General features: G+C 37.7%; 16 protein-coding genes. 8 read left to right on the forward strand and 8 right to left on the reverse strand.

What is annotated here, in order from left to right; genetic code table 11:
• Positions 1–742: 742 nt before the first annotated feature.
• From H1P_RS16210 to H1P_RS16235, 6 genes are all read right to left on the reverse strand, one after another.
• A complete protein-coding gene (locus H1P_RS16210) occupies positions 743–3,508 on the reverse strand; it encodes a calcium-translocating P-type ATPase, PMCA-type (RefSeq protein ID WP_144869127.1) in 2,766 nt (921 codons plus the stop codon).
• 132 nt (positions 3,509–3,640) lie between these two features.
• Positions 3,641–4,423, reverse strand: a complete 783-nt coding sequence (locus H1P_RS16215; RefSeq protein WP_144869129.1) for an ABC transporter permease — start codon at positions 4,421–4,423, stop codon at positions 3,641–3,643.
• A 65-nt stretch (positions 4,424–4,488) separates the two neighbouring features.
• Positions 4,489–6,327 carry a two-component system response regulator gene (locus tag H1P_RS16220; RefSeq protein WP_144869132.1) on the reverse strand — a complete coding sequence of 613 codons (1,839 nt, stop codon included), beginning with the start codon at positions 6,325–6,327 and terminating at the stop codon, positions 4,489–4,491.
• Between the two features lie 46 nt (positions 6,328–6,373).
• Positions 6,374–9,181, reverse strand: a complete 2,808-nt coding sequence (locus tag H1P_RS16225) for a PAS domain S-box protein (RefSeq protein WP_144869135.1) — start codon at positions 9,179–9,181, stop codon at positions 6,374–6,376.
• 238 nt (positions 9,182–9,419) lie between these two features.
• A complete protein-coding gene (locus H1P_RS16230; RefSeq protein WP_144869138.1) occupies positions 9,420–10,382 on the reverse strand; it encodes a CBS domain-containing protein in 963 nt (320 codons plus the stop codon).
• A 172-nt stretch (positions 10,383–10,554) separates the two neighbouring features.
• On the reverse strand, positions 10,555–10,905 hold the full coding sequence (locus H1P_RS16235; protein ID WP_144869141.1) for a recombinase family protein: 351 nt from the start codon (positions 10,903–10,905) through the stop codon (positions 10,555–10,557).
• 52 nt (positions 10,906–10,957) lie between these two features.
• Here H1P_RS16235 and H1P_RS16240 point away from each other — a divergent pair, with 52 nt between their 5' ends.
• The 5 genes from H1P_RS16240 to H1P_RS16260 all read left to right on the forward strand — a co-directional run bounded on the left by H1P_RS16240 (position 10,958) and on the right by H1P_RS16260 (position 13,336).
• Positions 10,958–11,257, forward strand: coding sequence for a 2Fe-2S iron-sulfur cluster-binding protein (locus H1P_RS16240; RefSeq protein ID WP_144869143.1), 300 nt, complete (start codon positions 10,958–10,960; stop codon positions 11,255–11,257).
• A gap of 155 nt (positions 11,258–11,412) precedes the next feature.
• A complete protein-coding gene (gene trxA, locus H1P_RS16245) occupies positions 11,413–11,748 on the forward strand; it encodes a thioredoxin (protein WP_144869147.1) in 336 nt (111 codons plus the stop codon).
• A gap of 91 nt (positions 11,749–11,839) precedes the next feature.
• Positions 11,840–12,163, forward strand: a complete 324-nt coding sequence (locus tag H1P_RS16250; protein WP_144869150.1) for a hypothetical protein — start codon at positions 11,840–11,842, stop codon at positions 12,161–12,163.
• A 101-nt stretch (positions 12,164–12,264) separates the two neighbouring features.
• Complete coding sequence (locus tag H1P_RS16255; RefSeq protein ID WP_144869153.1) at positions 12,265–12,810, forward strand: CBS domain-containing protein; 546 nt, start codon at positions 12,265–12,267, stop codon at positions 12,808–12,810.
• A gap of 70 nt (positions 12,811–12,880) precedes the next feature.
• Positions 12,881–13,336, forward strand: a complete 456-nt coding sequence (locus H1P_RS16260) for a CBS domain-containing protein (protein ID WP_144869156.1) — start codon at positions 12,881–12,883, stop codon at positions 13,334–13,336.
• 120 nt (positions 13,337–13,456) lie between these two features.
• Here the strand turns inward: H1P_RS16260 and H1P_RS16265 are convergent, their stop codons facing one another.
• Positions 13,457–14,839, reverse strand: coding sequence for a HEAT repeat domain-containing protein (locus H1P_RS16265; protein WP_144869159.1), 1,383 nt, complete (start codon positions 14,837–14,839; stop codon positions 13,457–13,459).
• Positions 14,840–15,076: 237 nt separating this feature from the next.
• Here H1P_RS16265 and hslO point away from each other — a divergent pair, with 237 nt between their 5' ends.
• Both hslO and H1P_RS16275 read left to right on the forward strand, forming a co-directional pair.
• Positions 15,077–15,979, forward strand: a complete 903-nt coding sequence (hslO, locus tag H1P_RS16270) for an Hsp33 family molecular chaperone HslO (protein WP_144869162.1) — start codon at positions 15,077–15,079, stop codon at positions 15,977–15,979.
• A 99-nt stretch (positions 15,980–16,078) separates the two neighbouring features.
• Entirely contained in the window at positions 16,079–18,184 is a 2,106-nt protein-coding gene (locus tag H1P_RS16275) for a chromosome segregation ATPase (protein WP_144869165.1), read from the forward strand.
• 488 nt (positions 18,185–18,672) lie between these two features.
• Here H1P_RS16275 and H1P_RS16280 read toward each other — a convergent pair whose 3' ends face one another.
• Complete coding sequence (locus H1P_RS16280) at positions 18,673–21,255, reverse strand: polynucleotide kinase-phosphatase (protein WP_144869168.1); 2,583 nt, start codon at positions 21,253–21,255, stop codon at positions 18,673–18,675.
• A 111-nt stretch (positions 21,256–21,366) separates the two neighbouring features.
• Between H1P_RS16280 and H1P_RS16285 the strand changes: the two genes are divergently transcribed.
• Positions 21,367–22,674, forward strand: coding sequence for an AIPR family protein (locus H1P_RS16285; RefSeq protein WP_144869170.1), 1,308 nt, complete (start codon positions 21,367–21,369; stop codon positions 22,672–22,674).
• The last annotated feature ends 119 nt before the right edge of the window (positions 22,675–22,793 follow it).

Genomic DNA, 22,793 nt, shown 5'->3' on the forward strand with positions numbered 1-22,793 from the left:
CCTATATCAATCGGATTTAGGATTACTTACTTTCTGACAGAGCCGCATTTATCACAGGAAGTGTCCACTTTGTAGATGGAGGCTATACTGCTCATTGAATAAATTAATAGGCGTAGCAAGTGCAAGTATTCGAGAAATAAGAGTTAGAGTAAATAGTTTCATGCATTTGGATGATGAATACTTTCATTAACTCATGTTGTTTAGCTTAACCGAACAGTATTGAATGATATCCTGCCAGGTTAATTTTGTCATATAAATGTAGCCCATCTTTCAGCTTCCCGTCCAGATTCTATTGATGGCGGTATTTTTATTGCTCTTACCTCATTTGTCTTGAGATTTGTAGCTAAAAGCAAAGCAACTGGGTTGAACGATACGGACATCTCACGATTCTGAGGTTTCCTCAGAATGCGTGTCTTCAAGATATAGCTGTACGAAATGGCTGTCTTAGCTTCAGGAAATGTGTTTAAAGGTTTATTAGCCCAACGCCTTCTTAAACCACCAGTAAGTTTATGCCAAAGGATGAAAGTATAAGGTAATGCCGTGTATCACATAATCTTAAGGAAGTAAATGAAACTCTTTATTGGATAAAAATAATGATTAAGTCGGAGCTAGTCTCAAAATCCAGATTTCAAAAGATGATATAGGAAAATGAGAGGATCGTTAAAATATTAACGGCTTCAATTAATAAAATGAAAGAGAAATAATTAACTTAATTAATGGATATTTACTCATTACTCGATCATTACTTATTACTTAGAAAAACTTTTTCTAATTCCAACCAAACAAACATTAACAAACTGACACCGAAACAAATTGCTAACTCTGTAACACTTAAAACATGAGTATCAAAAAAGTTACGCAATGGTGCAACGTAAATCAAGAGTAATTGTAAAATCGTAGTGAGAGCCACTGCACCCCAAACATAGGGATTAGATAGAGGATTCATCTCGATTGTGAGTCTGGTACTAGAACGAATTGCGATCGCGTGTCCCATTTGTGCTAAACATAAAGTAGTAAAGACCATTGTTTTCCAGCGTTCTGGATTACCCTCAAGGCTACTATAGTTGTAAGACCAAGCCATTAAAGTAATGGTTAATATGGAAAAAATAATGCCAATTCTGACCATATACAACCCCAAACCTCGTGCAAAGATGCTTTCTTGAGGATTGTTAGGGGAACGACTCATTACATTGGGTTCGCCTGGTTCTAAAGCCAAAGCAAGGGCTGGTAAACCGTCTGTTACGAGGTTCATCCAGAGAATTTGCAGAGGAGATAAGGGAACATCACCCAAGCCTAGTAAAGGTGCTGCTGCAATGGTTAGCACTTCGCCGATATTGCTACCCAGGATGTACTTAATAAAGCGACGAATGTTATCGTAAACTACTCTGCCTTCTTCTGTGGCAGCGACAATGGTAGCAAAGTTATCATCCAGCAAAATCATATCACTGGCTTCTTTACTCACATCTGTCCCTGTAATGCCCATGGCAATGCCGATATTAGCTTGTTTAAGGGCTGGTGCATCATTTACTCCATCCCCTGTCATGGCAACAAATTGCCCCCTTTTTTGTAGGGCTTTAACGATGCGTAATTTATGTTCTGGAGCAACACGGGCGTATACGCTAACCTTATCTACTGTCTGTTCTAATTCCTCATCGGACATATTTTGTAATTCTTGTCCCGTTAGAGAGCGATTACCTTTTTGAGCAATTTCTAACTGAGAAGCAATCGCCATAGCGGTAAAGGGATGATCTCCTGTGATCATTACAGGGCGGATTCCTGCTCTTTTACATTTTTGCACTGCTTCTTTTACTTCTGTGCGGGGCGCATCGAGCATTCCGACTAAACCCAACCAAATTAAAGCTTGTTCGTTTGCCTCTTCTGTGGCTGCTGCGGGAACTTCTTTGAGGGGTTTGTAAGCAAAGCCTAAAACTCGTAAGCCATTACTAGCTAATGAATTGTTTGTTGATAAAATTTGTTCTCTTTGGTTATCAGTAATTGATTCTGTGTTGTGATTTATTTGAATAGAATGGCATCTTTCTAAAATGACTTCAGGTGAACCTTTAGTAAACATCAGATAAGGTGATGCTCCACCTGGGTTATCTACAATTACAGACATCCGCTTACGTTCCGAATCAAAGGGAAACTCTCCCATGCGAGGCATTTTCTTTTCTAATCGCTCTTTAAAAATATCTGCTTTACCTGCTAAAGAAAGTAATGCACCCTCTGTAGGATCTCCTATAATCGACCACTCTTGTTTTTTTTGCTGTTGCAGCAATGCATCATTACATAAAACCGCAGCTTGCAATAATAAAGTAACTTCTGGTTCGATTACCGTTTGTTCCTTATCCTGAGATTGGATCGTACCCGTGGGAGCATAACCTTCCCCCGTTACCTCAATCTGGTGAGAAGGAGTATACACTTGTTGTACTACCATCTTATTTTGAGTAAGCGTACCCGTTTTATCGGAACAAATAGTGGTTACAGAGCCTAAAGTCTCCACCGCAGGAAGTTTTCTAATTAAAGCCTGACGGCGAATCATTTTTTGCGTACCAATCGCTAGAGTCACAGTAACCACCGCAGGAAGTCCTTCAGGTACAACCGCTACTGCCATACTTAAAGAGGTTTCTAACAGTTTGTTAAATAATTGCCATCCTCCCTGTAAAACCCCAATGAGTATTACTATTACTACTAACGTCAAAGAGCCACCTACTAACACCTTTGCTAGTTGACCCATTCTTTGTTGTAGGGGTGTGGGTTCGTTCTGAACACCTTGAATCATCGTCGCAATACGACCGATTTCGGTTTCCATACCCGTTTTGGTAACAATAGCTTTGGCTCTTCCCTGAACTACCTCTGTACCCTGAAAAACCAAATTTTTGCGATCGCCTAATGCCGTATCTTCGGCTAAAATAAGATCGGCCTTCTTCTCTACCGTAGTGGCTTCCCCTGTCAGGGTTGATTCCCCAATTTGTAAGTTTTGTGCTGATAACAAACGTCCATCCGCAGCTATTTGTACCCCTGCTTCCAAGAGCATTATGTCTCCAGGTACTAACTTAACTGCGTCAACTTCTTGAGTAATACCATCCCGAATTACGGTAACTTGAGGAGATGCTAAACGTTTGAGAGCAGCTAAAGCTTGTTCGGCTTTACTTTCTTGAAAATAGCCCAAAATACCATTTAAGATTACAATAGCAAAAATAGCGATCGCATCTTTAGGAAACTGTTGTTGCTGAAGATCTAAAATTCCTGAAACTATTGCCACAGCTATCAACATCACTAACATAATGTTAGTAAACTGTTCCCATAAAATAGTTAACTTACTACGTCCTCCCGTTTCTTTTAGCTCATTAGCACCAAATAACTGCTGTCGCCTTTGAATTTCTTTGGTATTTAACCCACTATTAGAATCACTTTGCAACAATTCCACCGCTTCTTGATGACTAATAGCTTGCCAAGATGCATCAGTTTTCACCATTGCATCAGTATTAGAAGTAGTAGGAAAAGTCATAATTCAGTTATCAGTTATTAATAATCTATCTATGTATTGATTAGTGGCTACTTGTCAGCTATTAACCATTACCCCCTCATCATTTATCATTCATCATTCATCATTCATCATTCATACCTTATCCTTCATCCTTTAACTAGATGCGCTGGTGTAGAAACGTAAAGCAAATTGCCAAAAAGCGATCGAGATTAAAAACAGAACTAAAGCCAAAACACCCGCACCAAATAACCAGATAAACTGGGTTTTACCCAGCATCGCTTCAGCAGGAACAGTCGTTAAAAAAGCTACAGGAACAATAAAAGTAAAAAAGAAGCGATATACAGCAGGATAGGCAGCAATAGGATATCTACCTGCTTCTAATAATCCCCGCAAAACTTCAGTAACATTATAGATTTTAACAAACCAAATGCTAGTTGCTCCTAGTAAAAACCATAGACTATAAAGCACCACAAACCCAAAACTAAGAGGAATCAAACTAATTAAATATCCTGAAAGCTTTAAGCCTAATTGATTTCCTGCATAAACAATTAAGATTATGCCAAAAAAAAGATCGGGTAAACCCCAAGGAGAAACAATTCTTGTTGATAACCAAAACTGACTACTAATCGGTTTTAACAAGACAAAATCCAATGTACCTTTTTCAATTTGCTCGACAATTTTATTCAGATTAGGTGCTAAAAAAGTTGCTGCAAAACCCTGTAATAAGGTAAAAAATCCTAAAACAATAATCGCTTCTTGCCAACTCCACCCCTGGAAAGTGTAGCCATTACGATAAAATAAAAATAAGCTAAAAATACTGCCTACCAAATTAGCTGTACTGGTAACAGCAGAGATCGCAAAATTTAAACGATACTCTAATTCAGCAGCGATTGCAGTAGACCAAAATAGTTTTAATACTTGTAGGTAGCGAGACATTATATTTTTGTTAATAGTTGGCGGTTAGTTGTTAATTGCTAGTTGCTAACTGAAAAAGCTAATTACTAATTACTGATTACTGATGATTGAGCAACAATCATCTCTTGGGCTAATTCTACTGTTAGAGGTTTGGAGAATAAAAATCCTTGACCAAGAGGGACTGCTAAAGATTGTAAATTATTTAATTGAGCTTCGGTTTCAATTCCTTCAGCAACTACTTTCATGTTCAAAGCTTTGGCTAGGGTAACAACTGCTTGAACAACTTCGTAATTTTGTTTGCCATTATCTATTGCGATGATGAAAGAACGATCTATTTTTAAAATGTTTACAGGGAATTTGGGTAAATAACTCAAGGAAGAATATCCCGTACCAAAATCATCAATACATAGTTGAATGTTACGTTGTCTAATTTTGGCTAATACCTCAATAACTCGCTCCGTATTTTTGATTAGCATACTTTCTGTGATTTCTAGCTTGAGATAGCCCGCATCAACTTGAGTTTGAGCCATGATACTATCAACGGTATCTAGAAAATCAGAACTATATAGTTGTTTTCCTGCAACGTTTACACCAACACTTAATGATTGTGCAGCAGGAAACTTATCTTGCCAACTCTTTAACTGACGACAAGCTTCGTACAATACCCAGTTACCTAAAGGAACAATTAAACCTGTCTCTTCTGCTAAAGGAATAAATTCATCCGAAGGAATAATACCTCTTTGGGGATGTTGCCAACGTACTAAAGCTTCAAAGCCTACTAATTCTAGACTATTGATACAAAAAATAGGCTGATAATGAAGGATTAATTGTTGCTGTAAAATTGCCTGTCTGAGTTCGCTTTCTAATTCTAAGCGACGTACTGCTTGAACATACATCTTGGGATCGAAAACTTCGTATTTAGCTTTCCCAAGCTTTTTAGCTTGAGACAATGCAGTATCAGCATCTCTTAGTAGTTCTATACTCTGGCTATATTTACCAGTATCGATCGCAATACCCATACTAACCGTAATATTGATCTGACGACTGGCGATCGCAAAAGGAGTTTCAAATTCTTGTAAGATATTTTTGGCTACCTGTAAGGTGTCATTAACACCTGTAATTTGCTCAATCAAGATAGCAAATTCATCTCCTCCTAATCTGGCAGGGGTAGTTTGAAGAGTCAGACATTTTTGTAGTCTTTGAGCGCAAGCAACTAATAGTTCATCTCCTATTAAATGACCCAAGCTATCGTTAATAATGCTAAAACGATCTAAATCGATTAATAAAATCGCAAATTGCTTGTTATGCTTTGTGGGGTTTTGTTGTAAGCAATTGTCTATCCGTTTCAATAGGAGATTTCGATTGGGTAAGTTGGTTAAGCTATCGTGTAATGCATCATAACGTAACTTTTCTTCAACAATTTGACGTTGTGAAATTTCTTGTTTGAGGCTTAAATTGGCTGATTCTAGCTCAGAGGTGCGCTCTTTAACTCGTTGCTCTAGTTGGCTATTTAATATGTGAATTTCCCTGTAAGCAGCTTGTAAGGCTAATTGATTTTTGACTCTTGCCAAGACTTCTTCTATTTGGAAAGGTTTACCGATAAAATCTATTCCTCCAGTGGTAAAGGCTTTTACTTTATCTTCTATATCATCCTGTGCGCTCAGGAAAATAACAGGAATAGAGCGGGTGGTTTCATCTGCTTTTAGTTGCTCACAAACTTGATAACCACTCATATCAGGCATATTAATATCCAGCAAAATTAAATTAGGGATATCGCTGCGTGCTCCCATTAACGCCATTGCACCATTTTTAGCACAGCGTACTTTATAGCCTTGTTTGGTTAGGGTTTTTGAAAGTAACCGTAGATTATCTGGTAGATCGTCCACAATGAGAATTTTATGGGAAAGATCGGGGGATTGGTTCATAATAATTAGTAATATAGTAAAAAGCTCTAATTTTATGGCTTGAAGCTTAAAAATTAGAGCTTAGTTGAATAATTTCGTCGAAGTCAAAGTTATTAATTTTATTGATTAGAGTTTGTACTATATGATTTTGTTCATCGGGAATTTGAGCAATTAGCTCTAGTAGTAAATCTTCGTTTAGTTGACAAGCTGCTTGATTAACATTTTTTAACCAATCATTGGGCATAAAAGAAAGATTTTCTAACTCTAGATTCTGATTATTAATTGACTTTGATTCTATTTCTTCTACTTCATATACATAGGTTACGGGGATATGCTCGGCAATCTTTTCAAATAACAAGGTATCTCTAATTGGTTTACTTAAAAAATCATCACAACCTGCTTTGAGTACTTCAATTTTGCTCTCCTCAAAGACACTAGCAGTTAAAGCAATTACAGGAATCGGATTATCTTGAGTTTGATTTTTAATTTCGATGGTGGCATCAATACCATTCATCACAGGCAAATGAATATCCATTAACACTAAATGGGGATACCAATTAGCACAAATATCAATACTTTCTTGACCATTGGCAGCTTCTTTAATTTCAAAGCCAATATTGGTTAACAGATGATTGAGTAGTAAGCGATTTTCTGTTTTATCATCTACGACTAAAATACGATATGAAGGTCGATCGGGAGCTAAGGCGATCGCTCTTTTTGTCGATTTCGTATCGTTTTGAATCACAGGCACTGCCTTAACTGGTAAAGTAAAGGTAAAGGTAGAGCCTCGATCTAATTGACTCTCAACAGTGATATCGCCTTTCATTAAACGAGCAAATTTGCGACTGATCGATAAGCCTAAACCCGTACCCTGTTGTGATTTAATTCCTGCTTCTGTTTGGACAAAAGGATTGAATAAGTTAGCGATTTCTGCTTCAGCAATGCCTACCCCCGTATCTTGTACGGCAAAACTGAGAATAGTTTGTTCTCGAACAGGTATCGTAGTGACTACCAGTCTGACTTCGCCTTGAGCCGTAAATTTAATGGCATTATTGATGAGATTGATTAAGATTTGGCGTACTTTTCCTTGATCGCTTTGAACATAGATAGGGACATCATGCGATCGCTCAAAAATCAATTTTAAGCCTTTTTCTTCTGCTTTAAATTGCAACATTGCTTTTAAAGAGTCAAGAAGATGATGCAGATCGAAGTTATCTTGTTTAAGATTAGTTTTTCCTGCTTCAATTTTGGTAACTTCTAAAACATCATTGATTAAAGCTAGTAAGTGTTCTCCGCTTTGATTAATAATTTTTAGTATTTCTTTTTGTTGCGGTGTCACCGTAGAATCGCGATACATTATCTGAGAAAAACCTAGAATAACGTTTAAAGGAGTCCGTAATTCATGACTCATATTTGCCAGAAAAGCACTTTTTGCAAGGTTAGCTTGTTCGGCATTTTCTTTTGACTGTTTAAGTTGTTGATTTTGTCGATCTAGTAAAGTACGCTGTAGTTTTTCTTGTTCTAATAATTGCTTTTGATAGAGTGCAATTCCTAACTGAGTTGCCACTTTTTTCATAAATGCAATTTCTGCTGTTTGCCACTGACGAGAAGCACAATAATGAAAAATGTAGAACAAACCCCAAAGTTTATTACTCTGTAGCAAAGGAATAACCATATAAGCTTTAATATCTAGTAATGCTAAGACGCTTTTAGCTTTACTTTTCTGGGTATCTGTAACCGCTAAAATTTCTCCCTGTTGGTAATTTACTGTTCCTTTTTCGGCAAGACAAAGCTTATGTAGACGATCGTTTAAAGCTAAATAATGATTTGATGCCCTGTCTTGAGCAACAAATTTACCTTCAGTCAACACCTCGATTGGATATGGCGAGGTCTCCTCGCCATCCCTCTCAGTCAAACTACAATCTTCCACATCTAGCTGAAAAATACCAACTTGAGCTACCTGAAGAAATTGACGTATTTGCTTGGTTGCAGTGTCAAAAATCTCTTGAGCATCTAAGCTTTGGTGTATCGCTTGAGTAATCTGATTTGAGAGCTTAGTTTTTTGCAACTGATATTCTAATGCTGCTTCGGCTTTTTTACGCTGATTAATGTTTTCTAAAATTTTGAGATAGCGAATCGGTTTATTTTTCTCATTCAAGGAAGGAATAATGGTTGCATTTACCCAATAGCTACTACCATCTTTGGCTTGATGATGAAGCTCTCCTTGCCAAATTTTGCCTTGTCTGAGCCTTGTCCAGACTTGTTGCCAAAATCCCTCAGAATGATAACCTGAGTCTAATATGCGATTGCTGCTACCAATTAATTCGCTGGCTGAATATTGAAAAATTTTACAGAAGCGATCGTTAACATAGGTAAAAACACCATCTGCATCCATGATGCTAATAATTGCTGATTGAGATAGTGCATACTGAAAATCAGATAAATCCTTGAGAGATTTTTTCATCTTTTCTGCTGCTTCTTGGCGTTCGGTAATATCCTCAAACGTTCCTACAATACCAATGACACTACCTGTTTCATCATGAAGGGGAATTTTATTAGTTTCAATCCAAGTTAACTTGCCGTCTGCTCTAACTTGACTTTCGATAATTCCGTATTCAGGGGCGTTATTCTCCATAACTCGGCGATCGCATTTTTGATACCAATCTGCTTCTTCTTTCGTCCACGGCAAATCGTAATCATTTTTTCCCACAATCTCTTGTGGAGACTTCAATCCTGCAATCTTAGCAAAGCTTTGATCGCATCCTAAATAAATAGAATTAATATCTTTCCAAAATATTGTTTGTGGTAATCTGTCGATAACTGACTGTAATAATTGTAAAGATGCAGCTAAATTATTTGGAGACTTTATATTCATATTTTTCTGGGATTTTGTATACTGTTTCCTCTGTTATTCAGTAAAAACTCGTTTTTAAAATATAAATACTTTAGGGTTATAACTTAAATATGCCCAAAAAATCCTAAAAAACTGACAGAACAAAGTTTTTTTGATGAAGAGAAATAGCTAAAATCATAAAATACAATAATAATTTTTAGTAGTATTAAACATCTCAAAAATATTTTATTTAGATAAGTTAAAGTTTATTTGACAATCCCTAATTATTATCTTTAGTCTTTTTTATTAATTGTCTATTTTCATTTTCTAATTGTTGTACTGTTCGTTGTAAAGATTCAATTACGCTATACATTTCCATAGGATCAAAAATCTTAAGTAAGCTAGTTTGGGTAATAATTCCTAACCCTCTTCCCCAATTCCAAGAAACAACTAATCTTCTAACTCTTTTTTTTGCCATCTCTTGATGTGCAGTTAATAAAGAGTCTTCAGGACTTAATAATAATAACGGACTACTCATTACTTCTTCTGCCATTATTTGGCTTAAATTCAACTCTAAAAATTGGAATTGCATGATGTCTCTTTCCGTTATTATTCCTGTGGGAATAATAATATTTTCTTCGATATCTTCTTGAGTAATAATGATGCAACTAACTCGGTTTTCTGTCATTAATTGAGCTAGTTTTAATACTGAAGTTGTCACATCTGCGGTAATAATATTTTTACTCATAACGTCTGCAACTCGCCTTAATTTCAGCAGATTAGCAGGGCGCATCGCATGACGAATGGTTTCAGGAGAAATAACTCCGATTAATCGATCGTCATCATCTACTAAAGGTAAATGACGAATTCGATAGCGACGGAATAAAAATAAGGCTGCAAAAATATCTTGAAAGTTATTTTCTTTGAGAGTAACTACAGGAGAAGTCATTACTTCTGCAACTGTGACATTCTTAAATGCGATCGCCGATGCTGTCAATTTAACAATATCTCTTTCAGTTAAAATTCCCTTTATTTCCGCACCTTCGGTTACTAAAGCGCAACTAGAAGGTTTAGTTGCTGTACTATCTTGATTATCTTTTTCTAAATTACAATTACTTCCTCCGATCTGACTCATAAGAGCGATCGCATTTTGCAAAGTAGTCTCTGGAGAAATGAGCAACGGCTGACGATCTATCGTAGTTTCGAGATCGGGAGCAGCAAAAAAACTATTGTTAAACTGCACAATTTTTTATGTCTTGTCAGACTAGGGGAAATGTTACTAAATATGTAGCCTTATTTTATAAATAACTTCACATTGAACCATTCAAGGTTTATCATAAGAGAGATGTTACGGATAAAAAGCTTATGATAGATACTGATAGAGGGTTGAATTCAATTTAAGGTTATTAACTCAATTAGCGTGCAGAATTTTTTTCTATGGTTAAACCTAGAGGATTTTTACCATAAAGTCGATCTAGAACTCGTTTAACAGAAATTCTACGCCATTGCTGACCTCTTTTGGTAGTGTAACCATTTTTATTCAGCCAGTCAGCTACCTGTTGTAAAGACTTTCCTGACTTATGATGACGGCGAATCAATTCAATGATTTCTTGTTCTTGAGGATTATCAACTAACTCTCCATTGACAGTTTTTTGACCAAAAGCAGGAGAACCATAACCAACATAGCCACCACTGGCTGCTTTGGCTTGTCTTCCTTTTTCCAGTCTTTGCCAAACCTCATGACTTTGAGAATTTAATTGATTCATCGCTATTAATCCATTCACTATCCTCAGTTTATCAAGAGAATCTCCAAAAACTATGGCAACCTACAAAGTAACTTTAATTAATGAAGCAGAAGGACTGAATACCACCATAGAAGTCCCAGAAGATGAATATATCCTTGATGTTGCTGACGAGCAAGATATTGATTTACCCGTATCTTGTCGTTCTGGCTCTTGTTCTAGTTGTGCGGGAAAAATAATTTCGGGGACGGTAGATCAATCAGATCAAGCGTTTTTGGAGGATGAACAAATAGCAGCAGGATTTGTTCTTACCTGTGTTGCTTATCCTACCTCCGACTGCACAATTCAAACTCATCAAGAAGACGAACTTTATTAGATGAACACAGAGGGTAGAGTTCTCTTGTTAGGATCGAAGTGGGGAGATAAAAATTACCAGTAAAAGATATCTTATCTTATGATTATTGTATTTACCCCACAATAACCCCTTCAAGAAAAAAGCTTATTAAATCACATTATCATCAGTAAAAAACTATGTCTATAAATATCGAAGCAACTTACGTACAAGAAAATGAATTTGACCAACTAATTACTAATAACGACTTAGTAGTGGTTGACTATACTGCCGTTTGGTGTGGTCCTTGTCGTGTAGTTGCCCCTTTAATGGATCGTCTAGCAACAGAATATCAAGGGAAAGCAGCCGTTGTTAAGGTCGATCTCGACAAAAGCCCTGACAACGCTAAAAAATACGGTGTTCGCAGTATTCCAACAGTGTTGATTTTTAAAAACGGAGAAGTAGCTGAAACCTTAGTCGGTAAAGCTTCCTACGAAATTTTTAGCAACGCAGTAGAAAAGCAGTTAAAACTATAATTTCCAGCTACAGAAGATCATTTTCAATCTCTATCAGCAACCTATGTTATGAATAACAGTTGCGCATTTCCCTGTCCCAACTGTGGTAGTTATGCTCTTCGTAGTCAAACTCGCGCGACGCGGAGCGAGTCCTTTAGGGCATTCCCTTGCACCCAATGCGACGGGTATAAACGCCTTTCGGCGACGCGGGGTCGCTCGTCATTTTGTTGGTCAAGAAGCGATTTATAGTAGTTGTCCCAATCAGCAAGTGATGACTACAGAATGCCCTGTTTGCAACTATCTAATGGCTATATGTTCTTTAGATGGCAGAGTAATCGAAACTTCTAGCTCTCAGTTTACTGTTACAGCAAAAGAACAATCGAAATCAATTATAAAACCGCAAATAATAGCTTTTGACGAGAAAATATCCGCATAAAACTCAATTTTACTGACTTGTAGCGAATTTTGCTATTCTACTATTTTAATCTATAACATTTAAAGAGAATTAACCCCATTTCTCAGGAGACTTTTCAATTAATGCTGACAGCAAGAGATATCATGACTGCGGATGTCGTCACCATTAGTGGTTCTGCTACGGTAGCAGAAGCGGTAAAACTAATGAAAGAAAAAGGACTAAGAGCATTAATCGTTGAACCTCGTAGCGATCGCGATCCTTATAGTATTGTTACCGAAACCGATATTGTTTACAAAGTAGCTGCTTTTGGCGATGATCCTAAAAAAATGCGGGTGTTCGAGATTATGACAAAGCCTTGCATCACTGTTAGTCCCGACTTAGGAGTAGAGTATGTAGCTCGCTTATTTGCCAATACAAAAACTCGTCGCGCCCCCGTAATTGAAGGTAAATTACTAGGAATTATCTCTATTAGCGACATTCTCAACAAAAGTGATTTTGTGGAAAAGCCAGTACAGCTATTTATTGAAGATCGGATCGATGCTGCCCGTGAGGATGCCCGTACTATTTGCGCTGCCAAGGGTGCAACCGCCCCTGAATGTGCTGCTGCTTGGGACATTGTAGAAGAATTACAAGCTGCTGCTTCTCACAAACGCCAAGCCGAAGCATAAATAGCATGATGAATTTTTAATTTTGATTCACTACACCCCAATCAAACGAATATATGAGGAAATTATTACCATGATGCGAGCAAAAGATATTATGACCAGAGAGGTGGTAACTATCAGTGGTTCAGCCACCATCGCCGAAGCAGTAAATCTGATGAAAGATCGAGGATTACGAGCATTAATTGTGGAACCTCGTAGCGATCGCGATCCTTATGGTATTGTTACCGAAACTGATATTGTCTACAAAGTAGCTGCTTATGGTCACGACCCCAAAAAAATGCGGGTATTCGAGATCATGACCAAACCTTGTATTACTGTTAGTCCCGACTTGGGAGTAGAGTATCTAGCTCGCTTATTTGCCAATACAAAAACTCGTCGCGCTCCTGTAGTAAAAGATGGCTTGAAAGGCATTGTTTCTATAAGTGATGTCATGCATAAGAGTGATTTTGCAGAGAAACCCAAAACTTATTTCGAGCTTTATTGTGAAGAAAACCCCAGCGCGTTAGAAGCCAGAATGTACGACGACTAATTTCCTCTTCTGATTAAATATTAATCAATTGAAATAACGCGAGCATCTCAAGAGATTTATGAGTAGGATGCTCGCGCTGTTTAGGTTTTAGGTTTAATAGTTATTAAAAATGTAGATTTTTTAATTCAAAGGATATCTGCGATCTGGATTTATACCAGTGCCATTAATACTATTCCTACCATTATTTCTATTGAGATTATTAACTTCGCTGCCCAAGCTATCTACTGGCCAAGTAGCGGTAGCTGGCATCTGGTTTAATTTTTGTAATGCCCATTTAGCAGTTTCTTGCACTTGAGTATCAGAGTCTTCCACTGCTTGAGATAACCGCTTAGTAACTTGAGTCATCAACTCATACACTCTGGTCAAATCACGAATTGCATTTTGTTTAACGTGAGTATTTTCATCTTGCAAAGACATCATAATAGCTTTGTTCATTGGTTTAAGAGTACGCCCTGCAATTTGTGTCATGGCTTCTAAAATTAAGCCTCGCTCTTGAGAATCTACTTCTACCATTAACTCAACCAATGGTTTCATAGCGCGAGAATCACCTCTTTGAGCCAGCTCCCAAACTGCTTTACGTCGCATAGAGCGATCGCTTCTATTCAAATCTTGGATTAATTCTGGGACGATGTCTAACTTAGAGAGGCTATTACTAGAAGGAACTATTGCAGCATTGCGATCGCCTTTTGTAGCAGAAGCAGACGGGGTTGCTTGAGGTGGAGCATCTTTTATGGAAGAAGCTAAGGGCTGTGATTCCATAATAGTTGATTCTTGTTCTTTTTCTGGCTCTTGATAATCCTCAAAAGTTTCTGCGGTTGCGGAAGCAGATTCTACAGGCTCTAATTCTAAACTCATTGCTTTGGTTGACTCTGCACCGTCTACTTCAGACTCTTCTTCAGACTCTTCTTGTAGAGAGCTTTCTGTTTTCTGAAACAGATACAATAACAATGTAGCTGATAATCCTGAAGCTACAACAATACTAATTAATAAAAACCATATATTTAAACCACCACTTTGATTATCATCATCATCAGAAGTCGTTGGTTGTTGAGCTAAATATAAATAGTGGCTAACATTACTAACTGCTTGCTTGGCATACCAAGAATCTGGTCTGATTAGTCGGGCTTTCTGAAAATTTTGTAAAGCCGTGGTGTAGTCTCTAATCTTATCCGCAGCATAACCAGTTTGCATATAAAGATCGAAGCCATAACTGCTAATATTCCTAACGGCTTTTTCTGCTTGGGAATCTCCTGGTTGTAAATTTAAGGCTTGCTTAAAATAACCAAGGGCGGTTAAATAATCTTGTTTTTGATTTGCTGCATAGCCAGCATTCATTAAACCAAGATAATGAGACTCTTCTGCTTGAGCAGTTTTAGAGTAAGCTTCTGCTGCGATTTGAGTAGCTACTAAATAGGTAAAATTAGGATTATTTGGCTGAGAATTTCGTTTTACTAAAGCTTCTAGAGATAACCCAGAAGTGGCATTTAATAAAGTTATTCCCATAGCTAACGGTAAAAATAAATAGTGGTAAATCATAAAAGAAACAAGTTAGCTAAAAAATTGTATACAGCTAGGAAATATAATGCCTAAATCGTAACATCTGTAAGTTATTTGTCATTGTGTTGAGGATTACCGCTAGCCTCAATATTAGACAAACCAGCAACCTTTAATAATGGCAAGCTTCTGTTAATCTTTGTAAATTAAAAACATAAAAGTACATGATTTCACTAAAAAAATATTATGGCAGATAAATTAATTCGAGCTACGGCAGCCGATGGTGGCATCAGAACAGTAGGGGTAATTACTAGCAGTCTCACAGAAGAAGCTCGTCAAAGACATAACCTGTCCTATGTTGCTACAGCAGCTTTGGGTCGAACAATGACTGCGGGTTTATTGCTGGTTTCTAGCATGAAAAAAGAAGAATCTAGAGTTAATATTCGCATAGAAGGAAATGGACCTCTAGGCTCTATTCTAGTGGATGCAGGTTTAGATGGCACTGTCAGGGGCTATGTGCAGAATCCTCATGTAGAATTACCTCCTAATGCTAAAGGAAAGTTAGATGTCGGCGGTGCAGTAGGCAAAGAGGGTTACCTATATGTGATCCGCGATGTAGGCTATGGTTTTCCATACTCTAGTACGGTAGAGTTAATTTCTGGGGAAATTGGTGAAGATATTGCTAATTACCTAGTCAATTCCGAGCAAACCCCTTCCGCATTGCTTTTAGGAGTATTTGTCGGAGTAGATGGGGTGACGGCTGCGGGAGGGTTATTATTGCAAGTTTTACCCAAAGCTGCTAGAGATCAATCATTGGTAGAGTTGCTAGGATCAAGAGTTAGTCACTTGTCTGGTTTTACTCCCTTGCTAAGAGCAGGAAAAAGTCTTACGGATATTATGGAACAACTTCTGGGAGATTTGGGTCTATCGATATTCCCCGAAACTCAGATGGTACGTTTCCATTGTCCTTGTTCTTTTAACCGTGTTTTAGGAGCTTTAAAAATGCTGGGAGAAGCAGAGTTGCAAGACATGATTGAGAAAGATGAAGGAGCAGAGGCTACCTGTCAGTTTTGTGGAGAAATTTATCAAGCTACAGAAAGCGAGTTACACAAGTTAATTCTCGATCTACAAGCGGAGTCTAGTGGATAGAAAAATACTCTATTTATCCAGGTGATAAGATAGGATACGATTTTATTGATCTTTTGAGATTGGTATCGAAAAAAGTTACTTGTAACAATGGAATGATTTATGGCGAGCAAACAAAAACCCAACGACTTTAACTATGAGTCTCGGAAAAATTCATCTTCTCGTTCTTCTCAGCGTCATTCGCCACTAAATGCTGATGGTAATTATGGGGAGGTGAATTCTTTTGCTCGCAGAGAACAGTACTCCACCTCAGAAAGACGGAATGTAGGTTCGGGTTCACACGGTAATACCTTACAGGTAACTTCTTCTTCTCGATCTACTGAGTCACAACCGCAACCTTCAAATAGGATGACTACAAAATCTTCCAGAAAAAATCGCTGGTGGCAAACTTGGCAATTTTGGGGAATTTTGCTGGTTTTGTGTTCTGGGGGAATTGGCTATGGCGCGACTTCTATGCTGTTGAGATTGCCAAAAACTCAAAGCTGTAGTAAGGTATTTTGGCCTGTGGCTTCTGCTTCTGTGCGTTTATATTGCGCTCAAAGTTTGGCAGAAGATAAAACAGTAGGCTCTTTGCTCGAAGCAATTGCTCTTGTGGAAGAGTTACCTGTGGATCATCCTTTACGAAATGAAATAAATCGTAATGTGGAAAAATGGGCAAATGCGATTTTGGCTATCGGAGAAACTAAATTTCAAGAAGGTAATCTAGAAGCAGCAGTTGCAATTGCTCGACAAATTCCTGAAAATGTGGAAGCTCGCAGCGTAGTAGAATCTCAAATTGAATCTTGGAATCAGATTTGGGCAGAAGCCGATAATAATTACACGAAAGTTGAAGATAATCTGAGACAAGCTCAATGGGGTGATGCTTTTTCTTGGGCGGTTAGGCTTACTGATAGTAAAAATGATTATTGGGCTACTACTAAATATTCAGAAACTATCGATAAAATAAATCTTGCTCAAGAAGAGAGTCTGACTCTCGATAAAGCTGCTAATCAATTGAGTGGTGGTGATTTAGATAGTCTCCTCGATGCAATTGCTAAAGCTAAAGACATACCCGAAAATAGCTACAGGTATGAAAATGCCCAAGATATTTTGGCTCAAGGAAAAGAACAATTATTAGCTCGCATTGATAGTTTCATCGAGCAGCGAAAATGGTCGCAGTTACAAAGAGTTACCTATCGAATTCCTGCGATTTTAGAGTTAGAGGAACAAGTCAAAGATTGGCAAATATTGGCTAATGCTGGCTCTAGCGCGTCTTTGGATACTGTTTTAGGATTAGAAGATGCGATCGCTGAAATTGCTGAATTAGAACCTACTAGCCCCCTTTACAGTAAGGCACAGCAATTAAGTGAACGATGGACAATGGAAATAGATGATGTCCGACGTATTTCTAAAGCAAAAGAATTAGCTCGACCAGCTAATATTCGTGCCTACAACGCTGCAATTGTGGAAATTAATCAAATACCTGCTAATAATCCCCGCTACCGAGAAGCACAGCAAAAAGCTGCTGAGTGGGGCAAAGAGATCCAAATTATCGAAGATCGTCCCATTATTCGCAAAGCTGAGGAATTAGCCCTTCCTGGGGATACTATGGCATGGCGTAGAGCGATCTCAGAAATCAGTTTAGTCTCTTCCAGTAGTCCTTTGTACTCGGAAGCCAATAAAAAGGCTCGTGCTTGGCAAGCTAATATTGAAAGAGAAGAAGATCGACCAATTCTCGAGCAGGCGATCTCTTTGGGTAATCAAAGGGACTATCAACAAGCAATTGCTGTTGCTCGAAAAATTAGTCAAGGAAGAGCTTTATCTTCTCAGGCGCAGAAAAAAATCGCTCTTTGGCGCGATGAAGTTCAGGCGAAGGAATTCTTGGAAGAAGCTAATTACCTTGCTAATCAAAACGACTCAGATTCTCTAGTAAAAGCCATCAGAATAATCCGACAGATCCCCTCTTCAACGGATGTTTATTACGAGGTTGTCCCCAATGTCAATAGTTGGAGTCAACAAATTCTCGTTTTAGCAGAAAGGGCTTCTTATCGTTCCCTAGAAGACGGTATTGCAATCGCTAAAAAAGTGCCTTCAGGGACTGGTGCTTATCCTGCTGCTCAAGCTCAGATTGAAAGGTGGCAAAATAGATTGAATCCTTCTCCATCCATCGAAAAACGAGAAAAATCTAATTCTGACATTCAATTGGAGAAAGATAGAAAAGAAAACTAGGTTTTGGTTGGTTGTTAAGTACCCGTGCAAAATAGATTACGAGCGTGGAGATAGGCAAGAGGCAAGAGAGAACAGGCAAGAGTCAATACTCGCGCGACGGCGAAGCCGAGTCCTAAAGGGGCGTTCCGACAGCACGAGGAAGCGGAGGAAGCCCGCGTCGGACGTGGCGTATAAACGCCTGGGGAGACCCCAGGCGACAGCCACTCCGTAAGACGCAAGGGAATGTCCTCCAAGACAACCTTATCCCTTCGGTGTCCCTAAAGGGATATATGCGGAGCGGTATCCGTGATAGACACTTCGATATATCCGTGATAGACAGCAGGTTCACTCGTCAATTATGAGTGTGTAAATAATTATGCCCAAATACTTATTGGTTAGTATTTAGTTGTTCTTTGCTACATCTTAATTATTTACCTATTACCTCTTATATCAAGTGTAAATTTAGATTACTAAACCCAAGAATTAAAGCGATCGCCACAAGCCAAAATTTACAATCTAGGATCGACTGGTTCGCTTTCTAATGCCAGTACACCGAATACACATTCATGGACTTGTCTTAAAGGTGCGCGATTGACAAACCTTTCTAGAGACTCAATACCGAGGGCAAATTCTCTTAAAGCAAGCGATCGCTTTTTACCTAAGCCTCTTTGTTTCAGTCGTTCCAGATGTTCTGGTAAAGAGTATTCTAAGCCGTAAATAATTCTCAGGTATTCTGCACCCCGACATTTAACAGCAGGTTGTATTAGTTTGTTTCCGTTATAGCTAATAAAATTCATTGGTTTAACTACCATTCCTTCCCCTCCTGCTTGAGTCATCTCTAACCACCAGTTAGTTGCAGCATCTCTTTCTGTTTGGTTATTGAGATTAACGATTTTATACTTGGTAGCGAGTAATAATTGGTTATCATTCTGGCAAAATTGAGCAATCTTTTCCATGTGCCAGTTGTGGGGTTTATCTGTGTTAGTTTGTCCTTCTGTTGCCAGGATATGAAAGGGTGCGAGTTTGAGATCGTTGATATTTGTTACTGACCAACAATATTGCTGATAGGCTTTGATATATTTGGCTGGTAATTCGGCTCGTTGTTGATAGCGGTCGAGTAAAGCAGTAACATCTATTCCTCTATGGGCAGTTTGTTCTAAACAAGCGACAGTTGCATTTAGTCCTTGTTTTGCTGCTACACCTACAGGGGCGTATTGCTCTTTTAGTAAGGCTTGAGCTTTAGCTGACCAAGGCATTAGCTCACAATCGAGACAGACCCAATCTGTATTTAGATGCTCCCAAAAATTACTCTCAGTTAATGCCCTATTAAGACGGTTAAGCAATTCAGTCTCTAAAGTATCATCGTTAAAAAACTTCCTTCCCGTGCGGGTATAGCAAACACCAATACCTTCATCTTTAATTCCGAACGAACGTTCGGCGACACTTTCATCGCGACAGAGAACAATCACACAACGCGAACCCATGTGTTTCTCTTCACAGATAACTCGATCTATATTTTGTTGCTGGTAATAAGCAAAGGCTTCTGCGGGATGTTCTAAAAAGTGGGGTAATTGAGATGTGGCCACAGGTGACATTGTAGGGGGAAGATAAATTAACCATTTCGGATTAACCGCAAAACGACTCATGATTTCCAATGCCGTAATGCTTTGATCTTCACGGATAGCAATTTGACGGTATATTTTGGTTGAGATTAACCGTTTACCCAATACATCAGCAATATCTAAAACATCATCCTGTTGTTGCTGAATACCAAGAGTATTTGTTTCCGCATCAAGAGGTTTAATAGGCTCACAGTATACTTTAGCTGCATCTACACTGACTAATTCTTGTTCGGGATAACGTAGGGCTGTTAGTTTTCCGCCAAAAACACAACCCGTATCAATATCAATCGTATTGTTTAGCCATTCTGCTTCTTTTACTGGAGTATGACCATAAACTACCATTGCTTTACCGCGATATTCCCTTGCCCACTCATAGCGTACAGGAAAACCAAACTCATCTATTTCTCCTGTAGTTTCCCCATATAAAGCAAAACTGCGGACATAACCAGAGCCTCTTCCTTGTAACTCTTCTCGCAATCCCGCATGGGCTACTACTAGCTTTCCTTCATCTAAAACATAGTGACTAATTAAAGATTTAAGAAAAGTTTGAATCTCACTTGTAACTGGATCTCGTTTTTCGACGTTAATAGCTTCAATTTCTGCCATAGTTTGCTCTAAACCATGATTAATCTTGACATTCTTGCCGTTAAGCTTTCTGATTAGTTTATTCTCGTGATTGCCACAAATGCAAAGAGCCGAACCAGCAGCCAGCATATTATGTACTAACTTAAGAGTATCTAAAATGCGATCGCCTCTATCTACTAAATCACCGAGAAACAATGCTTTACGACCTTCAGGATGGCTATAAGTAGGAAAATACCACCAAGAATCAGAATTACTATTATTTTCTGTCGCTACATAACCAAGTTGCTTTAATAACTGCTCCAACTCATCACAACAACCATGAATATCACCAATAATATCAAAAGGGCCATGCTCTTGCTTGCGATTAGTCCACATCGGCTGTCTGATAACTTCAACCGCTTCAATGTCCTCGACAGAAGAGAGTTTATAAATAAAGCGAAAACCTTCCCGTTTTAAATTACGCAAAGAGCGTCTTAAACTACGGATATGATTTCTCACTACATGAGAGCCAAACTGTCTGTTAGGACGTTGTTTATTTCTTTCATGACACACTGCTTCAGGAAGATTAAAAACTATTGCGGTAGCAAAGCAGTGATATTGTTTCGCTAGCTGTAATAAAGGCTTACGGCTTTCTGATTGCACATTAGTGGCATCAATTACCGTCAACTTTCCTGCTGCTAATCGTTTTGCCAGTATGTAGTGCAACACCTCAAACGCATCTTTAGTCGCTGCTTGATCGTTTTCATCATCGGATACTAAACCCCGAAAATAATCAGAAGAAAGAATTTCTGTAGGTTTAAAGTGTTGTCGTGCAAAGGTCGATTTACCCGCACCCGATGCTCCAATTAAAACGATTAAAGATAATTCAGGAGAAGTTATTTTCATGATCGCGAAAAAATAAAGTACAAAGCTTTGCCATATAAATTATGATGATTTTTTTTGCTTGTATAAGGGAATACTAAGCTAATAGTTAAGTAAAAAGTATATAAAGCAAATATGGATAGGATAACAGAAAGTTTATTGAATACCTTTAAATTAGAACAATCATTATCTGATGAATTCTCTGACTCTATAATATTTGAGCATTTTGCTAATTATTGTACTCTTGCAAAAGAATATAATGAATCTTTTTCTCTAGAAGATATTCATACTTCAGGTGGTAACGATATTGGCATTGATGGAATAGGAATTATTATAAACGGGACATTAATCACATCGACAGAAGAGGTGAATGATTTATCTAAGTCAAATAGGTATTTAGAAGTTGAGTTTATCTTTGTTCAAGCAAAGAGAAGTAGCAAGTTTGAAACAGGATCGATATTAACTTTTTTATCAGGAGTCAAAGAATTTTTTAGTAATTCTCCGACAATGCCCAGGAATAATACAATTATTCAGAAAGGCGAAATCATGGAATTAATATATACAAAAAGCTCTTTATTCCGTAAGGGTAACCCTCTTTGTAAAATGTTTTATGTAACAACTGGTAATTGGTGTGATGATCCCAATCTTATGGCAGTTATTAAGTCATCAATTAGCGAAATTAGGAACTTACAAATATTTAGAAATGTTGAGTTTAATCCCGTTGATGCTAATAAATTACAACAATTATATAAATATTCTCAGAATAAAATTGTAAAACAAATAAAATTTGAAAAAAGAACTGTTCTTCCCGAAATTAATGGTGTACGAGAAGCTTATATAGGGACATTACCTGCTAAAGAATATTTAAAATTAATTACTGATGACTCTAACAATATAATTAGAGGTTTATTTTATGATAATGTACGAGACTATCAAGGTAGTAATGATGTTAATGTGGAAATACAGAATACGATTATTTTAGGAAATCACGAAGAGTTTGTTTTATTTAATAATGGTATCACTATTGTAGCAGAACAATTAAATCTTGTTGGAGATAGAGCCGATATCGAAGACTATCAAATAGTAAATGGATGTCAAACCAGCCATGTTTTATACAGTAATAAAGATAGCATAACTGATAAGATACATATTCCTATTAAATTGATAGTTCTAGATAATAATAAAATAAAAAATAAAATTATAAAAGCAACAAACAGACAAACACCTGTCAAGTCAGAAGAACTTGAAGCATTAACCGATTTTCAAAAAAATCTTGAAGAATATTACGCTTCTTTTTCAGAAGATAAAAAATTATTTTATGAAAGAAGACCAAAACAATTTAATGGAATAAATGGAATAGAAAAAATTAGAATTGTGACAATATCAACCCAAATAAGATGTTTTTCTTCTATGTTTCTAGACCAAGCACATAATGCAGGGTAAACGCAAGAAAATTTAGACCTCAGAAGGGTTAAACTGTAAAGGAATTGAGGCTTTAAGAACTTTCAGCAAATAGTTTGAATCCATGCTGGCTCGCCTCGCTTTCTGACGAGTACTACGCT

This window comes from Hyella patelloides LEGE 07179 (assembly GCF_900659865.1).
Taxonomy (GTDB): Bacteria; Cyanobacteriota; Cyanobacteriia; order Cyanobacteriales; family Xenococcaceae; genus Hyella; species Hyella patelloides.